The sequence below is a fragment of the Spirosoma pollinicola genome, from assembly GCF_002831565.1.
Taxonomy (GTDB): domain Bacteria; phylum Bacteroidota; class Bacteroidia; order Cytophagales; family Spirosomataceae; genus Spirosoma; species Spirosoma pollinicola.
This window is the reverse complement of sequence record NZ_CP025096.1, coordinates 7,246,264-7,269,067: the sequence shown is the minus strand read 5'-3', so window position 1 is coordinate 7,269,067 and position 22,804 is coordinate 7,246,264. Positions and strand designations below refer to the sequence as shown.

Sequence of the window (22,804 nt, the reverse complement as noted above, 5' to 3'; positions counted from 1 at the left end):
GGACCGAATGGCTTTCACTCTTTCGCTTTTTTTACCCTATGAACATACTGATTATTGAAGACGAAAAACGAACTGCCCAGCGCCTGGAGGGCCTGTTGATGCAGTATGATCCAACCATCCGGGTGATGGCTCAATTGCCGTCGATTGCCAAAACGCTCGCCTGGTTTGCCGACCCGGCTAATGAAAAGCCTGATCTGCTGCTGCTCGATATTCACCTGGACGATGGTTCGGGCTTTCAGCTTATTGAACAGGCCCAACTGTCGTTGCCCATTATTTTTACGACGGCCTACGATCAATACACCTTGCAGGCGTTCAAGACCAATAGTGTCGACTATCTGCTCAAACCCATCGATGCCGACGAACTGGGCGCTGCGCTAGACAAGTTCAAACGGTTGTACGGATCGGCGGTGCTAACTCCGCTACCCGACATGACCGCCTTGTTACAGGCGTTGAAAATGGCTCCTTCGCCCTACAGAGACCGATTTATGGTGACCATCGGCACCAAAATTCGCAGCATCGAAACACCCGATATCGCTTATTTTTACTTTGAGGACAAGTCGACCTGGCTGACCACGCGCGATGGCCAGCATGTCAGTATTGAGTACAGCCTTGATAAACTAACCACGCTCCTCAATCCGCAACGATTTTTTCGCGTCAACCGGGCATTTCTGGTGGCACTCGATGCCATTCAGACCATTCATACTTATTCGGGCAGTAAACTGAAAGTTGAATTAAAGCCCGTGCCCCGACAGGAAATCTTTGTGAGTGGCGACCGGATTGCCGATTTTAAGGAATGGCTGGGGAAATGAGAACATGATGGCCAGGGATTCGGCGGCCAAAAGCGGGTGTCCAACCTCGGATTTAGGCGATCTGGTCCGGTTCTTTTTCCAGCCCGAAGCGAGGGTGAGACCTTTGGAACATCAAAATACTCACCGGGGCAGTTGCCTCCTTCGCCATGAAAACGTCTATTATTTTATTTTTACTCTGGGGCCTGTCGTTTACGGTTTCGGCTCAATCCAAACCAGGTCATATTAGCGGGCGGGTGCTCGATGAGCATCAGAAACCCATTGAGTTTGCCACCGTTGCGCTGGTGTCTGCCAGTGTTGATTCAGCTTTTGTGAAAGCCACCTACACCGACCCAACGGGTGCGTTCGCCTTCGAATCACTGAATGAGGGTCGCTATCGGGTTAAAATCACCTTTGTCGGGTATCAGAACGCGGCATCACCCGTACTTGTACTAACGCCCAATCAACCAGCTACAGATATGGGTAGTATTGCCCTGCAACCCCAGACGAAGCAACTTTCCGAAGTGGTGGTGACGGGCCAGAAAGCCGTTATTGAACAGAAAATCGACCGCATGGTGCTGAACGTGGATGCCCTGCCCTCCAATGCTGGCGCTACGGCGCTGGATGTGCTCGAAAAATCGCCGGGCGTATCGGTCGATCCCAACGGTAATGTAAGTTTAAAAGGCAAAAAAGAAGTAATGATCATGCTCGACGACAAACTCACTTACCTCTCGGGTGATGAGTTAGTGAATCTGTTGCGCTCGATGAATGCCAGCCAACTGAACCAGATCGAGATCATGACCAACCCTTCGGCAAAATACGATGCATCCGGCAATGCAGGTATTATCAACATCCGCACCAAAAAACAAACCGTTCAGGGCTTCAACGGTACGCTCACATTGGGTCTCGGCTACTCGCCTTATTTTAAGAGCAACGACGGACTGAGCATGAACTACCGTTCGGGAAAAGTCAATACCTTTTTCAACTACGGCTTTATTCAGAATAACGGCTATTTCAACATCGAAACCCATCGTAATTTCCTGGATGCCAACGGCCTGAAAACCGGCGAACTGAATCAGTCGGCGCACCGCATCAACCAAAATCAAACCAACAACCTCAAACTGGGTATGGACTATTTTGCCAGCGCCCGTACGACATTAGGTTTCAGTCTAACTGGTTTTTATAACCCGCAACGTCCCACGGGTGAAACCACGACCCGCCTGACAGATGGAAATGGAAAGGTGGATTCAACGCTTTCAACGCCATCGTCGGGTCAGGCGCTGTGGCGCAACGGGGCCATCAATGTCAACGCTCGTCATACCTTTGGCGAAGCGAGCGCAGGTCGGGAAATCAGCGCGTCGGCCGATTTGCTGACCTACAATGCCAGTAACGCTCAGAACTTAGTGACCAATACCTACTCGTCGGATGGGGCATTGCTGAGTCAACTTCCGCTCCGGGGTGATATTCCCCTCGACATTACGATCTTCACCGCCAAAGTGGACTACATGCAGCCGCTGGGTCAGTATAAGTTCGAAACGGGGGTAAAAACGGCCACCAGCAACACGAACAATCAGGCCAATTACTTCCTGACTACCAATGGTGTAGAGGCTCCTGACTACGGTCTGAGCAACCAGTTCAAGTACCACGAAAGCATTAATGCGGTTTACAGTAACCTGAGTCGGCAGGTAGGCAAGTGGTATGGCCAATTGGGGTTGCGCTATGAAAATACGCAATATACCGGTCACCAGTTGGGGAACCCCGAAAAACCCGATTCGGTGTTCGTACGGCACTATAGTAACCTGTTTCCAACCTTATTTGTGAGTTATAAAGCCAACGAGCGTAACCAGTTTGTGGTGTCAGTAGGCCGACGGATCGACCGGCCTGCCTACCGTGACCTGAACCCATTTCTGAGCATCATCGACCGGTATGCCTACTCAACAGGCAACCCGTTTTTGCGGCCCCAGTTCACCAATAATTTCGAACTAAGCCACACCTACAACAACTTTCTGACCACCACGCTTAACTATAGTCGTACGGATGGATTTATTACCGAAACCTTGCAAAAACAGGGCGACGTGATTGTTCGCAGTGTGGGCAACATCGCCATTCGCGACAACGTAGGGCTGGCTATAAGTATGCATCTACCGGTTACCTCGTTCTGGTCGGCCAACTTGTTTGTTAATGGAGCCTATACGGCTTTCAACGGCACCGTTGCCGACCTGCCGTTTCAGGCGTCAGCTTTCAGTATGAACCTGAACCTGACGAACCAGTTCAAACTTGGTAGTGGTTGGGCCGCCGAGGTATCAGGTTTTTATCATGGGCGCAATCGCGACGAAGGACAGGCCATCATACGCTCCATCAGCCAGTTGTCGTTGGGATTGTCGAAGCAACTCTGGGATAAAAAAGCTAGTTTGGTTTTCAATGTTCGGGACGTATTCCACAGCCAGATTTCGCGGGAAATTCAGAATTTTCAGAATGTCGTCTCCACCGCCAACTTCACGCGGGATACGCGGGTAGCAAACATTTCGTTCGTGTACCGATTCGGGCAATCCATCAAAGGTGGAGCCGCCAGAGCCAGGACCAGTGCTGAAGACGAGAAAGACCGGGTAAAACTGCAGTAGCTAGTTGATAATCAATAAACAATAGCCAAAACTAAACGATGAAATTCTTCACTTTTTATGGAATCGGCTTGTGTATCCTTTCCGCCCTGCTGGTTGATCAACAGCAAACTCATACGCCGTCTGTCTCTCCGGTGTTCAATTCCCTGTCTACGCAGTCAAACGCCGACTGTGCGTCGGTTAAAGGGCTGGAAAAGATAGTTTGCCTGGCCGATGCGTTCAACGCTACGCTCACGAGCGAACAACGCGCCATGCTGCAACTGACTTATTCGAAAGCTGATGCCACCAAATGGTCAAACTTTCCGGAGTTCTCTGCCCGACCCAGGCGGGTTGGCATTCAGCTGGGCACGCTCAATGCCGCTCAACTAACAGCGGCCAAAGCGTTGATGGCCGCTGTAATGGCCCAAAACGTACCCAATGAGGGTTTCGATGAGCTGGAAGGTAACTTAGCTGCCGATGATTACTTTGGAAAGACTACCGGCAAGACCGGTACATTCTCATCGGGTAATTATTACATGGCCTTTCTGGGTACACCCAGCACTACCGGTCTATGGGAGTTGCAGTTTGGAGGGCATCACTATGCCTTCGCCAATACATACAACGGGGGCAACGTTGCAGGTGTAACGCCGTCGTTCAGGGGCGTTGAGCCAATGAGTGCCGTTACGGTAAATGGACACACCTACCAACCCGTTGCGCAGGAGCAACAGGCATTTGGCACTATGTTGGGCAGCCTGAGCAGTAATGAGCAGGCTGCAGCCAGGTTATCGTCCTCCTTTTCAGATGTGGTACTTGGCCCCGATAGAGACGGGCAGTTCCCATCGAAAAAACTGGGCCTGAAAGTAGGCGATTTGCCTGCCGCCAGACAAAAACTGGTGCTCAATGCGATCAAGCTGTACGTAAACGATCTGGACCCGGCAACAGCCGCTCCGGTTCTGGCTAACTACACGGCTGAGCTAGCCGACACCTATATCGCGTACGCAGGTAGCGGTTCGATGAGCCAGCAAAATGATTATGTGCGGATAGACGGACCAGGTGTCTGGATCGAATATTCGGCTCAGCCAAGTCGCGATTTTCCGGGCACCGTTCATCCGCACTCCGTCTGGCGCGACCACCGAACAGATTATGGAGGTAACTAAGCGTAACGGTTAATGCTGTAGTTGCCATAAATTTTTCCAAATTGCACGTAACGAACCCTATTGGCTAAGTGTCGCGGGTGAGTTCCGGAACAAGCACTTTAGGTAAAACTAATCCTAACTCAATACGTGTATGAATCGCAGACATTTTGTTCAAAACTCCGTGCTGGCCCTCGGCGGTGTATCGCTCATCAATCATTCGCTGTTTGCTAGACTCGTTGCCGATGAGCCTTATAAGATGAAAATGGTGCGCGAAACGGTGGGCGTTTTTACAGAAAAAGGGGGCACTATTGCCTATCTTCGAACAAAAGAAGGGTGGGTGGTGGTAGACGCTGAGTTTCCGGAACAGGCTCAGCACTTGATTGATGCGCTGAAAAAAACTGCCGATATACCTATTAATTTATTGATCAATACCCATCACCACGGCGATCATACGGCCGGAAATATTGCCTTTAAAGGGCTTGTGGGGCATGTTGTAGCGCATGAGAATTCGTTGAAAAATCAAAGAGCAGTCGCCGAAAAGTCGAAAACGGAGGACAAGCAGCTTTATCCTGATAACACGTTCAGCGATGGCTGGAAAGAGAAGGTAGGTAACGAAAGCATTCGGGCTTATTATTTCGGGCCGGGCCATACCGATGGTGATGGTTTGATCCATTTCGAGAATGCCAATGTCCTGCATATGGGTGATTTGATGTCCAATCGGCGCTATCCAATCATCGACCGAAGTGCCGGAGCCAGTATCAAAAACTGGATTAAGGTGCTGGACAAAACGCTGAAGACGTTCGATTCCAAAACTATTTTCGTTTTTGGCCACGCCTTCGATCCGGAAAAAATCACTGGCAACAAAGACGATATTCGGGCTTTTAAGGATTATCTGGAAAAGCTATTGGTCTTTGTTGGGAAGGAAGTTAAGGCAGGGAAAACTAAAGAAGATGTTTTGAAAGCAACGGCTATTCCGGGCGTAACAGAATGGCAGGGCGATGGCATTGTACGAAGTTTGCAAGCGGCCTATGAGGAAATAACGGCTGGCAAATAAAGTCCTGTAACTGGTTAGCTCGAATGGAAGGCGGTATATTTGCATGATTTTTACGTGATACCGTTTCCAATGTTCAGTCTCAACAATCTCCTGCGCCCACACATTCTGACCCTGACACCCTATTCGTCCGCACGCGACGAGTATACCGGCACAGAAGGCGTATTCCTTGATGCCAACGAAAATCCCCTGGGCTCCGCGACCCAGGGTGATTATAATCGCTATCCCGACCCTCACCAGGGAGCCATAAAGCACCGTCTGGCCCCAATAAAGGGCGTTCGGCCAACGCAGATTTTTCTGGGCAACGGGTCCGATGAACCGATCGACCTGCTGGTTCGGGCCACCTGTACACCGGGTAAGGATTCGATACTGATTATGCCGCCTACCTATGGCATGTATGAAGTGTCGGCGGCAGTAAACGACGTAACTATTGTCAAGGTGCCGCTCACGCCCGACTTTCAGGTTGACGTCGATGCCGTTTTAGCGGCTATTAATGAGAATACAAAACTGATCTGGCTGTGTTCGCCTAACAACCCATCGGGCAATTTACTTCAGGCCGACGCCATTCGGACGATTCTGGAGACTGCCAGTCAGTCGCTGGTGATTGTCGATGAAGCGTATATTGACTTCGCCGACACGCCTTCCTGGACGAGCGAGCTGGACAACTTCCCCAATCTTGTTGTACTGCAAACCTTCTCGAAAGCCTGGGGGTTGGCTGCACTGCGACTGGGTATGTGCTTTGCGTCGGAGGAGTTGATTGGTGTGCTCAATAAAATCAAGCCGCCTTACAACATCTCGGCACCTACGCAGACTCTTGCACTCGAAGCCCTGACGCACGAAGCTGACAAGAACAATATGGTCAGCCAAATCCTGAGCGAACGGCAGCAGTTGGCCGACAACCTGCTTTCTTTGCCAATAGTGCAGGTCGTTCACCCGTCCGATGCCAATTTTCTTCTGGTTCATTTTGTTGATGCCTACGCTACATTCGGCTATCTGATTGAGCAGCAGGTAATTGTTCGCGACCGCTCGAAGGTGAAACTTTGCGACGGTTGCCTGCGTATTTCGGTTGGAACATCAGCAGAAAATAAACGGCTCATCGAGGTGCTTCAGCAAATGCCGGAATCGCCTTCTTTAACAGATTTGCCCCTCGGCACGGGCGAGGAAGCTACCAAACCCGAACTTGTATCAAGCGCTACTAAATTCTTATGAGAAAATTATTTTTGGGTACGGTACTGGTTCTGTTGAGCTGGTTGACAACATCAAATACGGCTCAGGCGCAGTATAATAATTGGGCGGTCGGTTTTCGGATTGGCGAACCATCGGGGGTGAACATTCGCAAATATTTTGGCAACAACCACGCCTTCGACCTCAACATCGGTACCTATGGCGGGTTGTATGGCACCCGACGAAGCTACGGCCCTGGCGATTACAAAACTGTTGGACTGACCGTTCAGGGGCATTATCTCTGGCACACCGCGCTGACAAAAAGCGAAAGTCTGCGGGCTTATTACGGCTTTGGTGGCCAGATCAATAACCGTAAAACGTATCCGCTTCGACTCAATGGCGAATATCAAAGCACCCTGTCGCTGGGCGGTTCGGGTGTTGGTGGACTCGAATTTTTTCCGGTCAACAAACCGTACTCCTTTTTTCTGGAAACCGGTGCTTACATCGAACTCCTGCAATCTCCCTTTTTTCTGAGTTTGAATACTGGAGTGGGGTTGCGGTATAATTTTTAAAGGGAGGAAGGAGGAGAGGAAGGAAAGGGATTGAAAGAGGAGAAAATAGACTAGTGACGCTCCTTCCTCCTCCCTTTCTTCCCCCTCTTCCCTTTCCTCCTTCAATTCCTTATGTTCAAGATATACAGTTCTTCGGCTGGGTCGGGGAAGACATACACGCTCACAAAAGAGTACCTCAAACTGGCCTTGCAGCCGAAGGAAAAAGAGGACTATTTTCGGCGTATTCTGGCGGTTACGTTTACGAACGCGGCTGCCAACGAAATGAAGAATAGGATTCTGGAAAATCTGTCGGGTATCGCCGGAACAAAAGAATCGCCCTTGCTGAACGATCTGGTTGTTGAACTCTATGACCTACAACCGGGAACCGATGCGTTCGACGTGGCTAAAAGTGAGTTGCGGAAAAAAGCATCCGATGTTTTTAAAACGATTCTGCACCGATACGCCGATTTCAGCGTCACCACCATTGACTCCTTCACGCAGCGCATTGTAACCGCCTTCACCGACGAGTTAGGCTTACCTTATTCGTTTGATGTTGAACTCGAAACCGACGAAGTACTCGAACTCGCTATCGACAACCTGATCGAGAAGGCGGGTACCGACGAGATGGAAGAAATTACAACCATCCTGAGCGAGTACTATTCTCACACGGCTACGGAGGGTAAAAGCTGGAACCAGCTTCCCGAATTACTTAAAGAGTTTGGGCGCAACCTCACCTCCGACCAATTCTACGAAGCTGTCAATGCCGCTCAGGAGTTATCGCCGGGGGCACTGAGGACCATCCGTACGCAGTTGATGAATCACAATCAACAGGTTGAACGTGAGATTGTTGATCAAGGTAAGAGAGCCTGGAAGTTAATTGCGGATGCGGGCTTGGACGAGACTGATTTTAGTTACGGAGCTAGCGGAGTAGGTGGATTTCTTAAAAGTATTGCCGAAGGCAATGCACAAAAAGATGCAGGTGTACGCGTTAATAATGCGCTCAATAATGGCGAATGGTACACCAAAAAAGCACCCCTGTCCATAAAAGGGATGATTGATAATATGGCCGCCGATCTGGGCGACTGTATTACCCAGATTATAGCCATTCGTGCCGATCGAGGTCATCAGGTTACGTTGTTCGAGTGCTTGCTACCGCATTTGCAGAAACTGGCGTTGCTCAAACAGATACGCGTTGAATTCGATGATTTACTGCGGAAAGATGGGCGGGTACATATTTCAGAATTCAATAAAAAAATCCTGAACGTCGTGGCGTCGGAGCCGGTGCCGTTTCTGTATGAACGGCTGGGTACGAAATACAATCACATCCTCATCGATGAGTTTCAGGATACCTCCCGGCTTCAATTTGCCAACCTGTTGCCGCTGATCGAAAATGCGCTGGGTTCCGAGCATTTCAACCTGGCCGTTGGCGATGGGAAACAGGCTATTTACCGATTCCGGGGGGGCGATATGGACCAGATTGTATCCCTGCACCGCAAGGATCTGGATACATTGAAACAGGCCCATAAACCCGGCTCCTGGACCGCCGACCGAATTGATATGCTCGACGGTCATCTGGAATCCGAAATGCTGGATACAAACTGGCGAAGCGCCGAGCCGATTGTGCGGTTCAACAACGACTTCTTTGAATTTACGGCCCGCAAGTTCGAAAAGATGCATCCAAAACTAGCCGATGTGTTTGATGCGGAACAGTTGTTTCACCAGAAAGCCCAGCCAAACGCACACATTGCCGGTCATGTACAGATCGACTTTGTGGCGAAAGACGATGAAGCTGATAAAGACCTTACAGCGCAGATGCTCGAAAAAACAATCGAGCATCTGAAAAAATCGCTGGCAGATGGCTACAAATACGGCGACATCGCCATTCTCTGTCGCAAAAAATCGCATGCCAAAGCCCTGGCCAATGAGTTGAATGCGCAGCGAATTCCGCTGGTGTCGGCCGATTCGCTGTCGCTGGAGTTTTCGGACCCGGTAAAGTGGCTTGTCACGCTGATGCAGCTCCTGCAACGACCCGATCAAAAGCTTTTGCGGTATGAATTGCTGTACCTGTTTCATCGGGTGGTGCGGGGCATATTCCCTGATGATGCGCTGACCGGGAAACTACGGCTCGTGGCCGAGGCAGATATCGACGCTACCTACGCCTACCTGGCCGACGAAGGCTATCCGCTCGATCCGTATGTGATGGGGCAACTAAATCCATATGAACTGGCTGAACAGTTAACGGCTCAGTTTGGCCTCTTTAACCAGGCGGAACACAACCCGTTTTTGTTTCGCTTTCTGGACGAAGTGCTGGCGTTCAATCACAAACGGAGCGGACACCTCAGCGATTTTTTGCTGTATTGGGAGGGTGTCAGGCAGAAAATTTCGGTGGAGGGTAACGCCAGCAATGCGGTCAGTATCCAAACCGTTCACCGGTCGAAAGGGCTGGAGTTTCCGGTTGTGATCATCCCGTTTGCCAACTGGAAAGTCGAGCCAATTAACGACAGCACGATCTGGCTCGATCTGACAGAGATTCGTACCGACGCACTAACGCACGAAAACGGCTCCGGTCAGCTTACACGCTTGTTATCGGCACCCGCCAATACGACCAGTAAACTGAAGGGAACACCTAGGGTCATTGCCGACCAGTATGAAGATGAATTTACTCGCACGTTTCTGGAAAACATGAACCTGCTCTATGTGGCCTTCACCCGCCCAACAGACCGGCTTTATATTATCGGTGACGTAAAGGATTTCAAAGGCCAGCCAAACACCATCAGCCATTGGCTTCAGGCGTTCCTGCGCGATAGTGATGTGGCCCGAAACTGCGGCTGCGCCTGGCAGGAAGGTCAGTATAGTTACCAGATCAGTTTATGCGGAGATTCGTACTCGCACAAGAAAGACACTGGGCCACTCGATGAGATTGTGCTGGACGAAATCGTCAGTGGGAGCCGGGGGCAGGATTTGCAGCTCCGCCGACAGGCCGACCGTATGTTTGATGTGGCAACCTTTGAGCGTACCCGCGAACGCGACCGCAAACTCTGCGCGGCCCTGAGCCTGATACGAGGTCCCGAAAGTATTGATAACGTACTTCGGCAACTGGTGAGCGAGGGGCTGGTGCGGCAGGTCGAACGAGCTGATTTGAAGCAGAGTTTAACGGCAATTGTATCCCATCCGGCTCTGGTGTCGTTGTTTGATCCGGCACTCCGCGTAGACACAGATCGTACTATCCTGAGCAGCAGACGTATGCACGGTGCCCCGCATCGGGTTGTGCATTTTGCCGATGGACATATTGTGCTGGTGCAATATGAATCGGTGCCAGTCAGTTCAGGAGAGGAAGGGGCAGTGATGACTAACCCAAAAGATTCACTAAAATACTTCACGAACTTATACCGTGAGATGGGGTTTCATGAAGTGGAGGGCGTGCTGGTTTATCTTGCCAATGAGCCGGTAGTTGTGAAAGTGGTTTAATAAAATTTGATAGTTGACACATGAAGCATAGTAAACCTTTTTTTTGCCAGCAACTAGTTATTTGTATACTCTTCACTCTTCATTCTTCATTCTTCATTCTTCCCACTTTTGCGCAGTCTCCTTATGAGTTAAAAACGGGTAAGGAACTTACGTTGCTGGGTGTTGGGGCCATAACACTTGGAACCTCGGTTGCACTTCGCTCAGCGGTCGACCCACTGACGCCAACAGAGATATCATCCCTCAATCGCGACGAAATCAATGCGTTCGACCGAAAAGCGACGTTCCACTGGTCAACCACTGCCGACCGATTAAGTGATGTAACGCTGGCAGGTAACGCAGTTCTGCTCGGCGCATTGACACTTGGCACGAAACCAATGCGTCAGGATGTTAAAACCGTTGCGGTCATGTTTATCGAAACCATCGCATTGGCCAATGGAATTGAGCGAAGCGTAAAAGGGGTTACCCAGCGCACTCGTCCGTTTGTGTATAATCCAGTTGCGCCGTTAGACGAGAAAATGACCCGGGATGCCCGTCAGTCATTTTTTTCAGGACATGCTACAAATGCTTTTGCCACGGCGGTTTTTACAGGCGAAGTGTTCCGTCATTATTTCCCGAACTCCCGGCTGAAACCCGTGGTCTGGATAGGATCGCTGGGACTGGCAACGGCAACCTGTGTGCTTCGGTATGAAGGTGGCTTACATTATCCAACCGATTTGCTGGCAGGGGCTGCCTTCGGGTCGCTGGTGGGTTGGGGGATACCAAAACTCCATCAGGTGAAAAACAAAACAGCACTGGGCCAGCGAGTTGACATACAACCCTGGAGTAATGGCGCTGCAAACGGAATTTACATGCGGCTGGCGGTGTTTTCCCGTTAACTTTGCCCCACTATTCGCTGGCTCTTATAAGCTGAGGGGCGTAACTGACTGATGACTAAAATTACCGATCACATCAAGGCCGCTAACGGCAAACCCATTTTTTCGATTGAAGTCATTCCGCCCATCAAAGGGGATAATCTGAAAAGCCTGCTCGATAATATTGAGCCGCTGATGGAGTTTAAGCCCCCGTTTATTGACGTTACCTATCACCGGGAAGAGTACATTGAACGACCACTGCCCGATGGCACCATTCAAAAAATAGTGACGAGGAAACGGCCCGGCACAGTTGGAATCTGTGCTGCCATCATGCATCGGTTTGGTGTCGATGCGGTGCCGCACGTGCTTTGTGGCGGCTTCTCCCGTGAAGAAACCGAAGATTTCCTGATTGATTTACACTATCTGGGAATCGACAATGCGCTGATACTTCGGGGCGATCCGGCCAAACCATTCTCAACCTTCAAGGCAAAGGAAAACGGCTACTCCTATGCCAGTGAACTGGTCGAACAGGTCGCCAATATGAATCAGGGAATCTATCTGCATGAAGAAGATACGGCGTTAGCACCCAGTAATTTCTGTATTGGCGTGGCGGCTTATCCAGAGAAACACTTTGAAGCCTCCGACCACGAATCGGACTTCAGGTACCTGAAACAGAAAATCGATAAAGGGGCTGATTACATCGTAACACAGATGTTTTTCGACAATAAGAAGTACCTCGATTTTGTGGACCGCTGCCGGAATGAAGGCATCACCGTACCCATTATTCCCGGTCTAAAACCACTCAGTACCCGCAAGCAACTCCAGATCTTACCTAAACTGTTTCACCTCGAAATGCCTGCCGATCTGGTTCAGGCAGTCGAAGCCTGTGAGAACGACCAGCAGGCTCGTCAGGTTGGGGTAGAGTGGTGCATTCAACAAGGAAAGGAACTTGTTGCTGCCGGTGCTCCGGTACTGCACTTCTACACAATGGGGAAGGCTGATAATGTAATGAAAATAGCAGGAGCCCTATTCTAGCCCGGCCGTTCCTGTGGGCTGGAATAGAAACTAGTTGTCATCAACGGTTAACTGAAAACAGGATGCTCAACAACGACCAAATACAGCAATTTATTCAGAATGGCTTTGTTCGAATCGATCGGGCATTTTCCCGGCAACTAGCCGACGAAGGCCGGGCTATTTTGTGGCGCGATACCAACTGTAACCCTGACGATCCCGCAACCTGGACGAAGCCTGTTATCCGACTGGGTGATTACGCGCAGGAACCGTTTCGGCAGGCAGTCAACACCCCCGTTTTGAAGGAAGCGTATGACCAACTGGTTGGCAAAGGGCGCTGGCGTCCGATAGGGAGTTTAGGCACATTTCCTGTGCGGTTTCCGAGTGATGAGGACCCCGGCGATGACGGATGGCATGCCGAAGCCAGCTTTGCGGGTGACGACGGCTCCTGGCGGCTCAACGTATCCTCGAAAGGTCGGGCCTTACTGATGCTGTTTTTATTCTCGGATGTTGGCCCGGACGATGCCCCAACACGAATTCTGGTGGGCTCTCATCTGGATGTGCCTACGCTTCTGGAACCGGCTGGTGATGTAGGATTGTCGTTTATTGAATTGGCTCAGCAATTGGACGGGACACTAAACCGACCTCTGGAATTAGCGATGGGTGAAGCGGGGACCGTTTACCTTTGCCACCCGTTCCTGATCCACGCGGCTCAGGCACACCACGGCCTGCGACCGCGTTTTATGGCGCAGCCACCACTCTTGCCAGCCGAACCAATACAATTGTATCGAGCTGATGACAACTATTCGCCTGTTGAGCAAGCCATACGATTGGGGTTAGCCCAGGCATAAAACGGATTTGGTGGCAGGTTGTCAAACCCGCCACCAAATCCGTTTTATGCCGTTATGAGTGCCTGTTAACCCCTTTCTACTCGTGGGAGTCGTGTTGACGTATTCATCCTCTGTTTAAAGAGAATTGCCGATTCCCACCAGGACAATTGAAATAAGAATCACAACAATACCGGTGATGAAGGTGCGGTAAGTTGCGGCCGATACGCCCGACCACTCCTTCAAATATAGGCCCCACATATTCGCGGTCAGAATGATGGTGGCCATGTGCGTAATCCAGGAACTGGCACCATTGCCCAGTTTACTTTCACCCATTCCGTAAAAGAAAAATTGCAGAAACCACATGGTACCAGCGGTTGCCGAAAAAAGAACATTGGCCAGAATGGGTGTCCGGGTATTGGTGTAATCGCCGAAAGTTTTGTTTTTGGCGTTTAAGTACATGCACCATAAAAAGTTGGTGGTCAAGCCACCCCACAGTAGTACCACATAAGTTACGTTATTCTGAAACAGTGGGTTGCAGCCTTGCACAACAGCCTGTTCGGCCAGGGGTTTGCCCGCTTCGATTCCATAGTTGAAGAAAGCACTTAAAATCCCGGAAATCACGGCAATGATCAGGCCCTTCACAATGCTGAACTCTTTGACAGAGGCTTTCTTTTCAGCCTCCGAAAGTTCAGCTTCCTTCATCATACCGGCTTTACCCGATATGGCGATGCCAATAAGGCAAACAAATACACCCAGCAACACCAGCTGCCCGCCACTAGAGCCCAGCATATCGGTAAAGGAGACTTTTCCTTTAACCGGGTTAAAATTATAGTAGATGGAAGGTACCAGTGCGCCGAAAGCCGAACTGAACCCTAATACAACTGAATTTCCCAGCGACATGCCCAGATAGCGAACGCCAAGACCATACGTTAGCCCACCAATACCCCAAAGCAAACCAAATACAAACGTAAGCGTCTTAACATTCATATCGGCCGAGGCAATGATAGCGCCAAAATCGGGGATGGTTAAGTAGGCGGCTATGGGAGGTACGATGAGCCAGGAAAAAAGACCTCCTACAATCCAGAAGCTTTCCCAGGCCCAGCCTTTCACTTTATTAAAAGGCATATAAAAACTGCCTGAAAAACCGCCACCAATTGTGTGGTAAATAATACCAATCAGAACTTGCATAAAGAAATCAATTACAATACTGTTTTAATACTTTGGTAACCGGTACGACCAGTTGTTTGGCGTTGCCAAATTTTGTCCGACTCAATTCTGATATTTTGTGAAATACTACACCCAGATTAAGGCCACGGTTAAGTAATTGTAAATTTGGTGGCACAAGACGGTCAGTCGTAGAGACACAGCCCAGTCATAATTTTTAACAAATTTATCTTTGCTTATTTCAGAAACTTACCTGTTCTCTCCTGCATTCAAATCTGGGTAAGGTATTAAAAAATAATCAAATAATTTAATAAGACTAACAGGAGAGTACATGAAGCAGGAGAAAACAAAAAACGCTTTCTTTGTCTTAAACAAGATTGCATACCGATACTACTTACTTATTTTCTATGAATACGACGCAAACGTTCAACTATGTTAGCTACCTCTGGGATGATCAAAAGGCAGCAGAATTAGCAGGTGACGAAGTTGCTTTATTTATTTATCGCTCCAACTTGCTTGGGGCCGATTTGCGCCTGACAAACTATGCCGGGGGAAATACATCAGTTAAATTACTGGAAACCAACCCGCTAACGGGTGAGCCCGTTGAGGTGATGTGGGTGAAAGGATCGGGTGGGGACATTGGCACACTCACCAAAAAAGGCTGTGCTAACCTCTATGTTGATCGTTTGCATGCATTAAAAAGTCGCTATCGGGGGCTGGAATTCGAAGATGAGATGGTTGGCCTGTTTGACCATTGTCTATTCGATCCTAAGTGCGCTGCACCGTCTATCGATACGCCCTTGCACGGGCTATTGCCGTTTAAACATATTGATCACCTTCACCCCGACGCACTGATTGCGATTGCCGCCAGTCGCGATGGTGAAGCTATTATGCACCAGATCTGGGGCGACAAAATGGCCTGGCTTCCGTGGCAGCGTCCCGGTTTCGACCTGGGGTTGAAACTTGAGGAAACCGTAAAAAACAACCCGAATCTGCGGGGCGTAATTCTGGGCGGACATGGTCTGTTCACCTGGGGCGACACATCCTACGAATCATATATCAACACTCTGGAAGTTATTGAGCAGGCATCGGAATATCTGAATGCAAACTACGGCAAAAAACGACCAGTTTTTGGTGGCGTGGCCCGCGAAAGTACGGATGCCGATTCACGTAAAACACAGGCGGCAGCGCTGATGCCTACCTTGCGGGGTCTGGCATCGGGCCACCGCCGGATGATTGGTCACTTTACCGACGACGAACGTGTGCTGGAATTCGTTAACTCGAATGATTTGCCTCGTCTGGCTCGCCTGGGCACAAGCTGCCCCGATCACTTCCTGCGGACCAAAATTCGCCCGCTGGTGCTTGACCCGGTTCAACTATCATCAGCTGAAAGTGAAGCGTATCTGGACAAGGCATTTGCCGATTATCGTGCCGATTATACGGCTTATTACGAACGGTGTAAGCATGATAACAGCCCTGCTATCCGCGACCCGAATCCGGTTGTGATTCTGTATCCGGGCGTGGGCATGTTCACCTTTGCCAAAGACAAACAAACGGCGCGGGTGGCGGCTGAGTTTTACACCAACGCCATCAACGTAATGAAGGGCGCCGAAGCTGTTTCAGACTATGTTGGCCTGCCGGAGCAGGAAGCTTTCGATATTGAATACTGGCTGCTGGAAGAGGCAAAACTCTCCCGGATGCCCAAACCAAAGCCACTTTCGGGCAAAATTGCCCTGATTACGGGTAGCGCGGGTGGTATCGGGAAAGCCATTGCCAAAACGTTCCTAGCCGAAGGGGCCGTTGTGGTTATCAACGACAATGACGCCGACCGGCTGGCGGGTGCCAAAGAAGAATTTCAAAAGCAATACGGGAAAGATGCTTACACGGCTGTATTGCTGGATGTGACGAGTGGAGAGACTATTGCCAATGCGTTTAGTGCTTCGTCGCTGGCTTTTGGTGGTGTCGATATCGTTGTTAACTGCGCCGGACTGAGCATTTCCAAACCCATCGAAGAGCATACCGAGAAAGACTGGGATCTGCTGTACGACGTTCTGGTAAAAGGCCAGTTTCTGGTAACGCAGAAAGCGGTTGAGGTCATGCGGAAACAGAAATTGGGGGGCGATGTGTTGAATATCGTCAGCAAAAATGCCCTGGTTTCGGGACCAAATAACGCAGGCTATGGATCGGCGAAAGCGGCTCAATTGCACCTAAGCCGCCTGAATGCTGCCGAACTGGGTAAAGATCATATTCGGGTAAATGTGGTAAACCCTGACGCGGTTATTTCCGACTCGAAAATCTGGGCCGGTGCCTGGGCCGAAGGCCGCGCCAAAGCCTACGGAATTACTGTTGCCGAACTGCCTTCTTACTACGCCAAGCGTACCTTACTGAACGAGATTATTTTACCCGACGACATTGCCAATGCCTGTCTGGCGTTCGTGAACGGATTGCTGGCCAAATCGACAGGAAACGTCCTGAACGTAGACGGCGGTGTGGCAATGGCCTTTGTTCGGTAAAATAAATAATGTACAATGAATAATGGATAATGAGGATGGGCTATGACTAAAACATTGACCATTGTTCATTATCCATTATTCATTAATTAGACTAAACCTCTATGCAACTTAAACCCGAACACATCGCTGATTATAACCAGAAACAGCTAGAAGGCCATCAGCGTAAATTGTCATACTGGACGCAGGAGGTCGCAAAGGCCGAACCCATTATCCAGAAACTTATAGAGTTTCAAATTGCTATTCCAAGCTGGGCGCTGGGAACGGGCGGTACCCGTTTTGGACGGTTTCCGGGCGGGGGAGAACCCCGCAGTCTGGAAGAGAAAATTGCCGATGTGGGGCTTCTTCATGCCCTGAATCGCGCAAGTGGCGCTATCTCACTGCACATACCCTGGGATATTCCAACCGATCCCGAAGCCATTAAACAACTGGCCGCTCAGCATGGCTTGCGGTTTGATGCCGTAAACTCCAATACCTTTCAGGACCAGCCCGAGGCTGAACAGAGTTATAAATTCGGGTCGCTTCAACATACTGATCCGGCTGTTCGCCAGCAAGCTATCGACCACAATATCGAAGTGATCCGGCATGGTGTAGCCTTAGGGTCCGATGCGCTGACGGTCTGGTTATCCGATGGTTCGTGTTTTCCGGGTCAGCTTAACTTCCGCAAAGCCTTCGACCGGACACTGTCGAGCCTGGAAGAGATTTATGCGGCTTTGCCCGCCGACTGGAAATTATTCGTGGAATACAAAGCTTTCGAGCCTAACTTCTATTCGATGACCGTTGGCGATTGGGGCAGCAGCTTCCTGTATGCTAATAAACTCGGACCGAAAGCTTATACACTTGTGGATTTAGGCCATCATCTGCCCAATGCCAACATCGAGCAGATTGTCGCGATTCTGCTGCATCAGGGTAAACTTGGTGGCTTCCACTTCAACGACTCCAAATATGGTGACGATGACCTGACCGCCGGAAGCGTTAAGCCCTACCAGTTATTCCTGATTTTTACGGAGCTGGTCGATGGATTAGACGCCAAAGGGATGAATCACGCCAAAGATCTCGGCTGGATGATTGATGCCAGTCATAATGTAAAAGACCCTCTCGAAGATCTGCTACAGTCGGTAGAAGCCATTCAATTAGCGTACGCACAGGCGCTTTTAGTCGACCGTGAAGCGCTGGAAGAGGCTCGCGAGGCCAATGATGCCGTTCGGGCACAGGAGATTTTACAGGACGCTTTCCGAACAGATGTTCGCCCACTGGTAGCCGAAGCGCGTCGTCGGGCGGGTGCGTCATTGAATCCGCTTGCGCTGTATCGTCAACTCGATGTGCGTCAGCAACTCATTGGCGAGCGGGGCGCAAAAACGGTAGCAACAGGACTGTAAACCTAATTTTGACTGAGCGAATGAGTGAATGAGTGAATAGCTGGTGCAATCTCATTTACTCATTCACTCATTCACTCATTCAAAACTCATGCCTACTCCCGCTATTGCCATCTTCGATATTGGCAAGACCAATAAAAAACTATTTCTCTTTGATGAACACTACCGGATCGTCTGGGAAAAATCCGAGCAGTTTGCCGAAATTACGGATGAGGACGGCGATTCGTGCGAGGATTTAAACCGGTTGACCAACTGGGTGAAATCGTCTCTCGCGGAGGTAATGGCATTACCTGAGTTTTCCATCAGGGCCGTTAACTTTTCGACTTATGGCGCCAGTATGGTGTTTATTGATAAAGCAGGGCATTCCCTCAGTCCACTTTATAATTACCTTAAAGCCTATCCCGAAGGGTTATTAAAGCAGTTTTTTGACACATACGGCCCCGAATCAGCCATAACCCGACAAACAGCATCGCCCTCGTTAAGTAGTTTGAATTCGGGGCTTCAGGTATATCGATTCAAACACGAGCAACCCGAAGTTTTTGCCAAACTGGCTTTTGCCCTGCATTTACCCCAGTATGTGAGCCAATTGATTAGTGACTGGCCCGTTTCTGAATTAACGAGTATCGGTTGTCATACCATGCTCTGGGATTTCGACCGGCAGACCTATCATGAGTGGGTTAAACGAGAGGAACTTGACACACGTTTAGCCCCAATCGTTCCGTCTGACTCCGCCCGCCAAACGTCGTTTGCCGGTTCTACAGTGCAGGTGGGGGTTGGTCTTCACGACAGTTCGGCGGCTTTGATTCCGTATCTGGCTTCGTTTCAGGACCCGTTTGTCCTGATCTCGACCGGTACGTGGTGCCTTAGCATGAACCCGTTCAACAATAGCCCGCTTACGGCTGAGGAGTTGCAATACGACTGCCTGAACTTCATGCATTATAAAGGACGGTCGGTCAAATCGTCCCGACTATTCGCGGGTTACGAACATGAGCAGCAGATAAAGCGACTTGCCGAACAGTTTCAAGTCCCTGTAGATGAATATATTCGGGTTCAATACAGTCCTGATTGCATTGACGAATTGCGTCTACACGCCGGTCGGGTAACCACACAGAATGATGCGAAGGGGAAGCAACTCCTGTCGATGCAGGGTTCTCTGTTCGGGCAGCGCAACCTGTCGGATTTTTCGACGTACGAAGAAGCGTATCACCAGCTGATTCTGGACATTGTCGCCCAGCAATTAATCTCCACCAACCTTGTGCTGACGGACACATCGCCTAACCGGGCCGATGTAAAACGGATTTTTGTGGATGGGGGTTTTGGTAAAAACCCAATTTATATGAACCTGCTGGCCAGGGCTTTCCCCAACATTGAAGTTTACGCTGCGTCGGTGGCACAGGCATCGGCATTGGGTGCGGCTTTGGCAACTCACCAGCACTGGAATTCACATCCCTTACCGGGCGATTGTGTAGAACTTAAAAAATATACGGCTTCAGTTATTGCCTGATAAGTCAATCGAATTCATCGTAACACAATGATAATTAAATCGTTGACAGGTAGTCTTGGGCTGTTACTTGTCGTGTTCTCGCTAAGTACGCAGGCGCAGAAATTGCCTCAAAAGAAAGATATTCTGGCAAAAATGACGCTTGCCAATGCCTACTTCATGGCGTCATGGCCTGATCCCGGCAAAGAAATCGTAACCAATAAAACACGACCCAGCAACATCTGGACGCGGGCCGTATATTATGAAGGCCTCATGGCGTTGTATGGTATCGACAAACAGAAACCCTACTACGACTACGCGGTTGACTGGGGCAATAAACATCATTGGGGCTTACGGAGCGGTATCAAAACGCGCAACGCCGATGACCAGTGTTGTGGTCAAACCTACATCGATCTATACCAAATTGATCGAAAGCCCGAGCGCCTGAACGACATCAAAGCGTCAGTTGATGCGATGGTGAACAGCGATAAGGTTGACGATTGGAACTGGGTCGACGCGCTGCAAATGGCCATGCCCGTATTTGCGCAATTGAGTGTTCTGGAAAAAGATTCCAAGTATCTGGAGAAGATGTACCAGATTTATATGTACTCGAAAACCAAACACGGGGGTAATGGGCTGTATAATCCGAAAGATGGTTTGTGGTGGCGGGATAAAGATTTTGTGCCGCCATACAAAGAACCAAACGGCAAAGACTGCTACTGGTCGCGTGGGAACGGCTGGGTTGTAGCCGCCCTGGTGCGCGTTTTGGATATTATTCCCAAAGATGCTCCACACCGTGACGAGTACAAGAAAACTTACCTTGAGATGATGAAGGCACTACCACCGCTGCAACGCCCGGATGGCTACTGGAATGTGAGTCTGCATGACCCTGCAAATTTTGGCGGCAAAGAGCTGACAGGTACGGCTCTGTTTGCTTACGGTATGGCGTGGGGCGTTAATCATGGTTTGCTGGATGGGAAAACGTACACCCCCATTATCACCAAAGCCTGGAACGCGATGGCAACCGAATCCGTGCATCCGAATGGCTTTTTAGGCTATGTGCAGGGAACCGGCAAAGAACCCAAAGAAGGCCAGCCAGTAACCTACGACAGTAAGCCCGATTTTGACGATTATGGGTTAGGCTGTTTTCTGCTGGCTGGTACGGAATTGTATAAAATGAAACGTTAGTTGCAATGGCGCAAGGCCGTGAGCGATGGCGCAAGGCTCTGGCCTTGTGTCTACTATTCACCGGCCTCTGGCCGGATTTGTTTATATATTATATTGTAATCCGGCCAGAGGCCGGTGAATAGTAGACACAAGGCCAGAGCCTTGCGCCATCATAACATATGGAAGAAATAGCCTTTACCATGAAGTTGAAACCGGGCGTTGAGGTTGAGTACCAACGTCGGCATGATGAAATTTGGCCGGAGTTAACGGCAACCCTCATAGACGCGGGCATTCGTGACTATTCGATCTACCTTGACCGTTCGACGGGCACGCTTTTCGCTGTTCAGAAACGTATGCCCGGCCATACTATAGATGCCTTGCCAAGCTTGCCAATTATGAAAAAATGGTGGGCATACATGGCTGATCTGATGGAGACGAATCCCGACAACTCGCCGGTAACCAACACGTTGGAGCGTGTATTTCATCAGGATTGAATAACCCTTATAGCGTGTGTTCATTCTGATAAAAGGGGTATGTTACCAGAGAAATGATATCGATCAGGTGTATTCGGGATGAAGAGTAAGAAATTAATTTTGACGTATTTTGAGCGTATGAAAAAAATCGCCCTTTGCCTACTGGTTGTAAGTCTAGTATCTATCCCGCGCCTTTTCGCGCAACAAAGCAACCCCGCTATTCTCAAACGTGAGTTCATTTATGAACAGGCTCCTTTCCCGGAATGCCATGCCTCTACAATTGCTCAAACGCCACAGGGACTGGTGGCTGCCTGGTTTGGTGGCACACACGAGCGGAATCCTGATGTAGGCATTTGGGTCAGTAGTCGGTCTGAAACAAGTTGGACAGCACCTGTAGAGGTGGCAACGGGTGTGCAACCTGATGGAAAGCGGTTGCCCTGCTGGAATCCGGTGTTATTTCAAGTTCCCAAAGGTGAGTTAATTCTGTTTTATAAAGTAGGGCCAAGTCCGTCGACCTGGTGGGGTTTATTGAAACGCTCGAAAGACAATGGTAAAACATGGTCGGAGGCCGAGCGACTGCCGGAGGGGATTGCAGGCCCCATTAAGAACAAACCGGTTTTGTTGCCTTCGGGTGTTTTATTGTGCCCTACCAGCTCAGAGGATCACAACTGGCGCGTGCATTTTGAGCAGACCAGCGATTGGGGTAAAACATGGCAGAAAACGGCAGCTATCAATGACGGTGTCGAAGATGGCGCCATCCAGCCGAGCGTTTTGTTCCACCCCAACGGGCAATTACAGGCATTATGCCGGAGTCAGAAAAGTGGTTTTATTGCCGAGACATGGTCAAAGGACGGGGGTAAAACTTGGTCACCTTTACAAAAAACGTCGCTGCCAAACCCGAACTCCGGAACGGATGCCGTTACCCTGAAAGACGGTCGGCAGGTGCTCGTCTATAATCCGGTAGCGCCCACGCCTGGTAAATCCGGTGGGCCGCGCACCCCCCTCGATGTGGCTATTTCCGACGATGGTAAAACCTGGAAAACATTGGCCGTTCTCGAAAACGAACCGGGAGAATATTCTTATCCGGCCGTTATTCAAACCGCCGATGGACTGGTGCATGTCACCTACACATGGAAGCGTCAGCGCATCAGGCACGTTGTCATTGACCCTAAAAAGGGAGCGTAATTGAG

General features: G+C 49.9%; 17 protein-coding genes. 16 read left to right on the top strand and 1 reads right to left on the bottom strand.

The features are described from left to right. Positions 1-38 precede the first annotated feature (38 nt). The 10 genes from CWM47_RS30565 to CWM47_RS30520 all read left to right on the top strand — a co-directional run bounded on the left by CWM47_RS30565 (position 39) and on the right by CWM47_RS30520 (position 13,465). Entirely contained in the window at positions 39-809 is a 771-nt protein-coding gene (locus tag CWM47_RS30565) for a LytR/AlgR family response regulator transcription factor (protein WP_100992361.1), read from the top strand. Between the two features lie 146 nt (positions 810-955). Beyond that, positions 956-3,406, top strand: a complete 2,451-nt coding sequence (locus CWM47_RS30560; RefSeq protein ID WP_100992360.1) for an outer membrane beta-barrel family protein — start codon at positions 956-958, stop codon at positions 3,404-3,406. 38 nt (positions 3,407-3,444) lie between these two features. After that, positions 3,445-4,539: a DUF3500 domain-containing protein gene (locus CWM47_RS30555; RefSeq protein WP_100992359.1), complete on the top strand. Its 1,095-nt coding sequence runs from the start codon at positions 3,445-3,447 to the stop codon at positions 4,537-4,539. A 130-nt stretch (positions 4,540-4,669) separates the two neighbouring features. Beyond that, complete coding sequence (locus CWM47_RS30550) at positions 4,670-5,572, top strand: MBL fold metallo-hydrolase (protein WP_100992358.1); 903 nt, start codon at positions 4,670-4,672, stop codon at positions 5,570-5,572. 69 nt (positions 5,573-5,641) lie between these two features. Continuing rightward, a complete protein-coding gene (gene hisC, locus CWM47_RS30545; RefSeq protein WP_100992357.1) occupies positions 5,642-6,778 on the top strand; it encodes a histidinol-phosphate transaminase in 1,137 nt (378 codons plus the stop codon). Next, positions 6,775-7,305, top strand: coding sequence for a hypothetical protein (locus CWM47_RS30540; protein WP_100992356.1), 531 nt, complete (start codon positions 6,775-6,777; stop codon positions 7,303-7,305). The genes hisC and CWM47_RS30540 overlap by 4 nt, the downstream gene beginning before the upstream one ends. 111 nt (positions 7,306-7,416) lie before the next feature. After that, a complete protein-coding gene (locus CWM47_RS30535; RefSeq protein WP_100992355.1) occupies positions 7,417-10,752 on the top strand; it encodes a UvrD-helicase domain-containing protein in 3,336 nt (1,111 codons plus the stop codon). A gap of 20 nt (positions 10,753-10,772) precedes the next feature. After that, complete coding sequence (locus CWM47_RS30530) at positions 10,773-11,627, top strand: phosphatase PAP2 family protein (RefSeq protein WP_100992354.1); 855 nt, start codon at positions 10,773-10,775, stop codon at positions 11,625-11,627. Between the two features lie 51 nt (positions 11,628-11,678). Continuing rightward, complete coding sequence (gene metF / locus CWM47_RS30525) at positions 11,679-12,638, top strand: methylenetetrahydrofolate reductase [NAD(P)H] (RefSeq protein ID WP_100992353.1); 960 nt, start codon at positions 11,679-11,681, stop codon at positions 12,636-12,638. A gap of 62 nt (positions 12,639-12,700) precedes the next feature. Beyond that, on the top strand, positions 12,701-13,465 hold the full coding sequence (locus tag CWM47_RS30520) for a phytanoyl-CoA dioxygenase family protein (protein ID WP_100992352.1): 765 nt from the start codon (positions 12,701-12,703) through the stop codon (positions 13,463-13,465). Between the two features lie 114 nt (positions 13,466-13,579). Here the strand turns inward: CWM47_RS30520 and rhaT are convergent, their stop codons facing one another. Continuing rightward, positions 13,580-14,632: an L-rhamnose/proton symporter RhaT gene (gene rhaT, locus CWM47_RS30515; RefSeq protein WP_100992351.1), complete on the bottom strand. Its 1,053-nt coding sequence runs from the start codon at positions 14,630-14,632 to the stop codon at positions 13,580-13,582. 383 nt (positions 14,633-15,015) lie between these two features. Here rhaT and CWM47_RS30510 point away from each other — a divergent pair, with 383 nt between their 5' ends. From CWM47_RS30510 to CWM47_RS30485, 6 genes are all read left to right on the top strand, one after another. Next, on the top strand, positions 15,016-17,121 hold the full coding sequence (locus CWM47_RS30510) for a bifunctional aldolase/short-chain dehydrogenase (RefSeq protein WP_100992350.1): 2,106 nt from the start codon (positions 15,016-15,018) through the stop codon (positions 17,119-17,121). 101 nt (positions 17,122-17,222) lie between these two features. Continuing rightward, positions 17,223-18,497, top strand: a complete 1,275-nt coding sequence (locus CWM47_RS30505; protein ID WP_100992349.1) for a TIM barrel protein — start codon at positions 17,223-17,225, stop codon at positions 18,495-18,497. 88 nt (positions 18,498-18,585) lie between these two features. Beyond that, a complete protein-coding gene (locus CWM47_RS30500; protein WP_100992348.1) occupies positions 18,586-19,998 on the top strand; it encodes an FGGY-family carbohydrate kinase in 1,413 nt (470 codons plus the stop codon). A gap of 27 nt (positions 19,999-20,025) precedes the next feature. After that, the gene (locus tag CWM47_RS30495) at positions 20,026-21,162 is read left to right on the top strand and encodes a glycoside hydrolase family 88/105 protein (protein ID WP_100992347.1); all 1,137 of its coding nucleotides are present in this window, start codon (positions 20,026-20,028) and stop codon (positions 21,160-21,162) included. Positions 21,163-21,320: 158 nt separating this feature from the next. Beyond that, a complete protein-coding gene (rhaM, locus tag CWM47_RS30490; RefSeq protein ID WP_100992346.1) occupies positions 21,321-21,635 on the top strand; it encodes an L-rhamnose mutarotase in 315 nt (104 codons plus the stop codon). Positions 21,636-21,752: 117 nt separating this feature from the next. After that, complete coding sequence (locus tag CWM47_RS30485) at positions 21,753-22,799, top strand: sialidase family protein (protein ID WP_100992345.1); 1,047 nt, start codon at positions 21,753-21,755, stop codon at positions 22,797-22,799. Positions 22,800-22,804 lie beyond the last annotated feature (5 nt).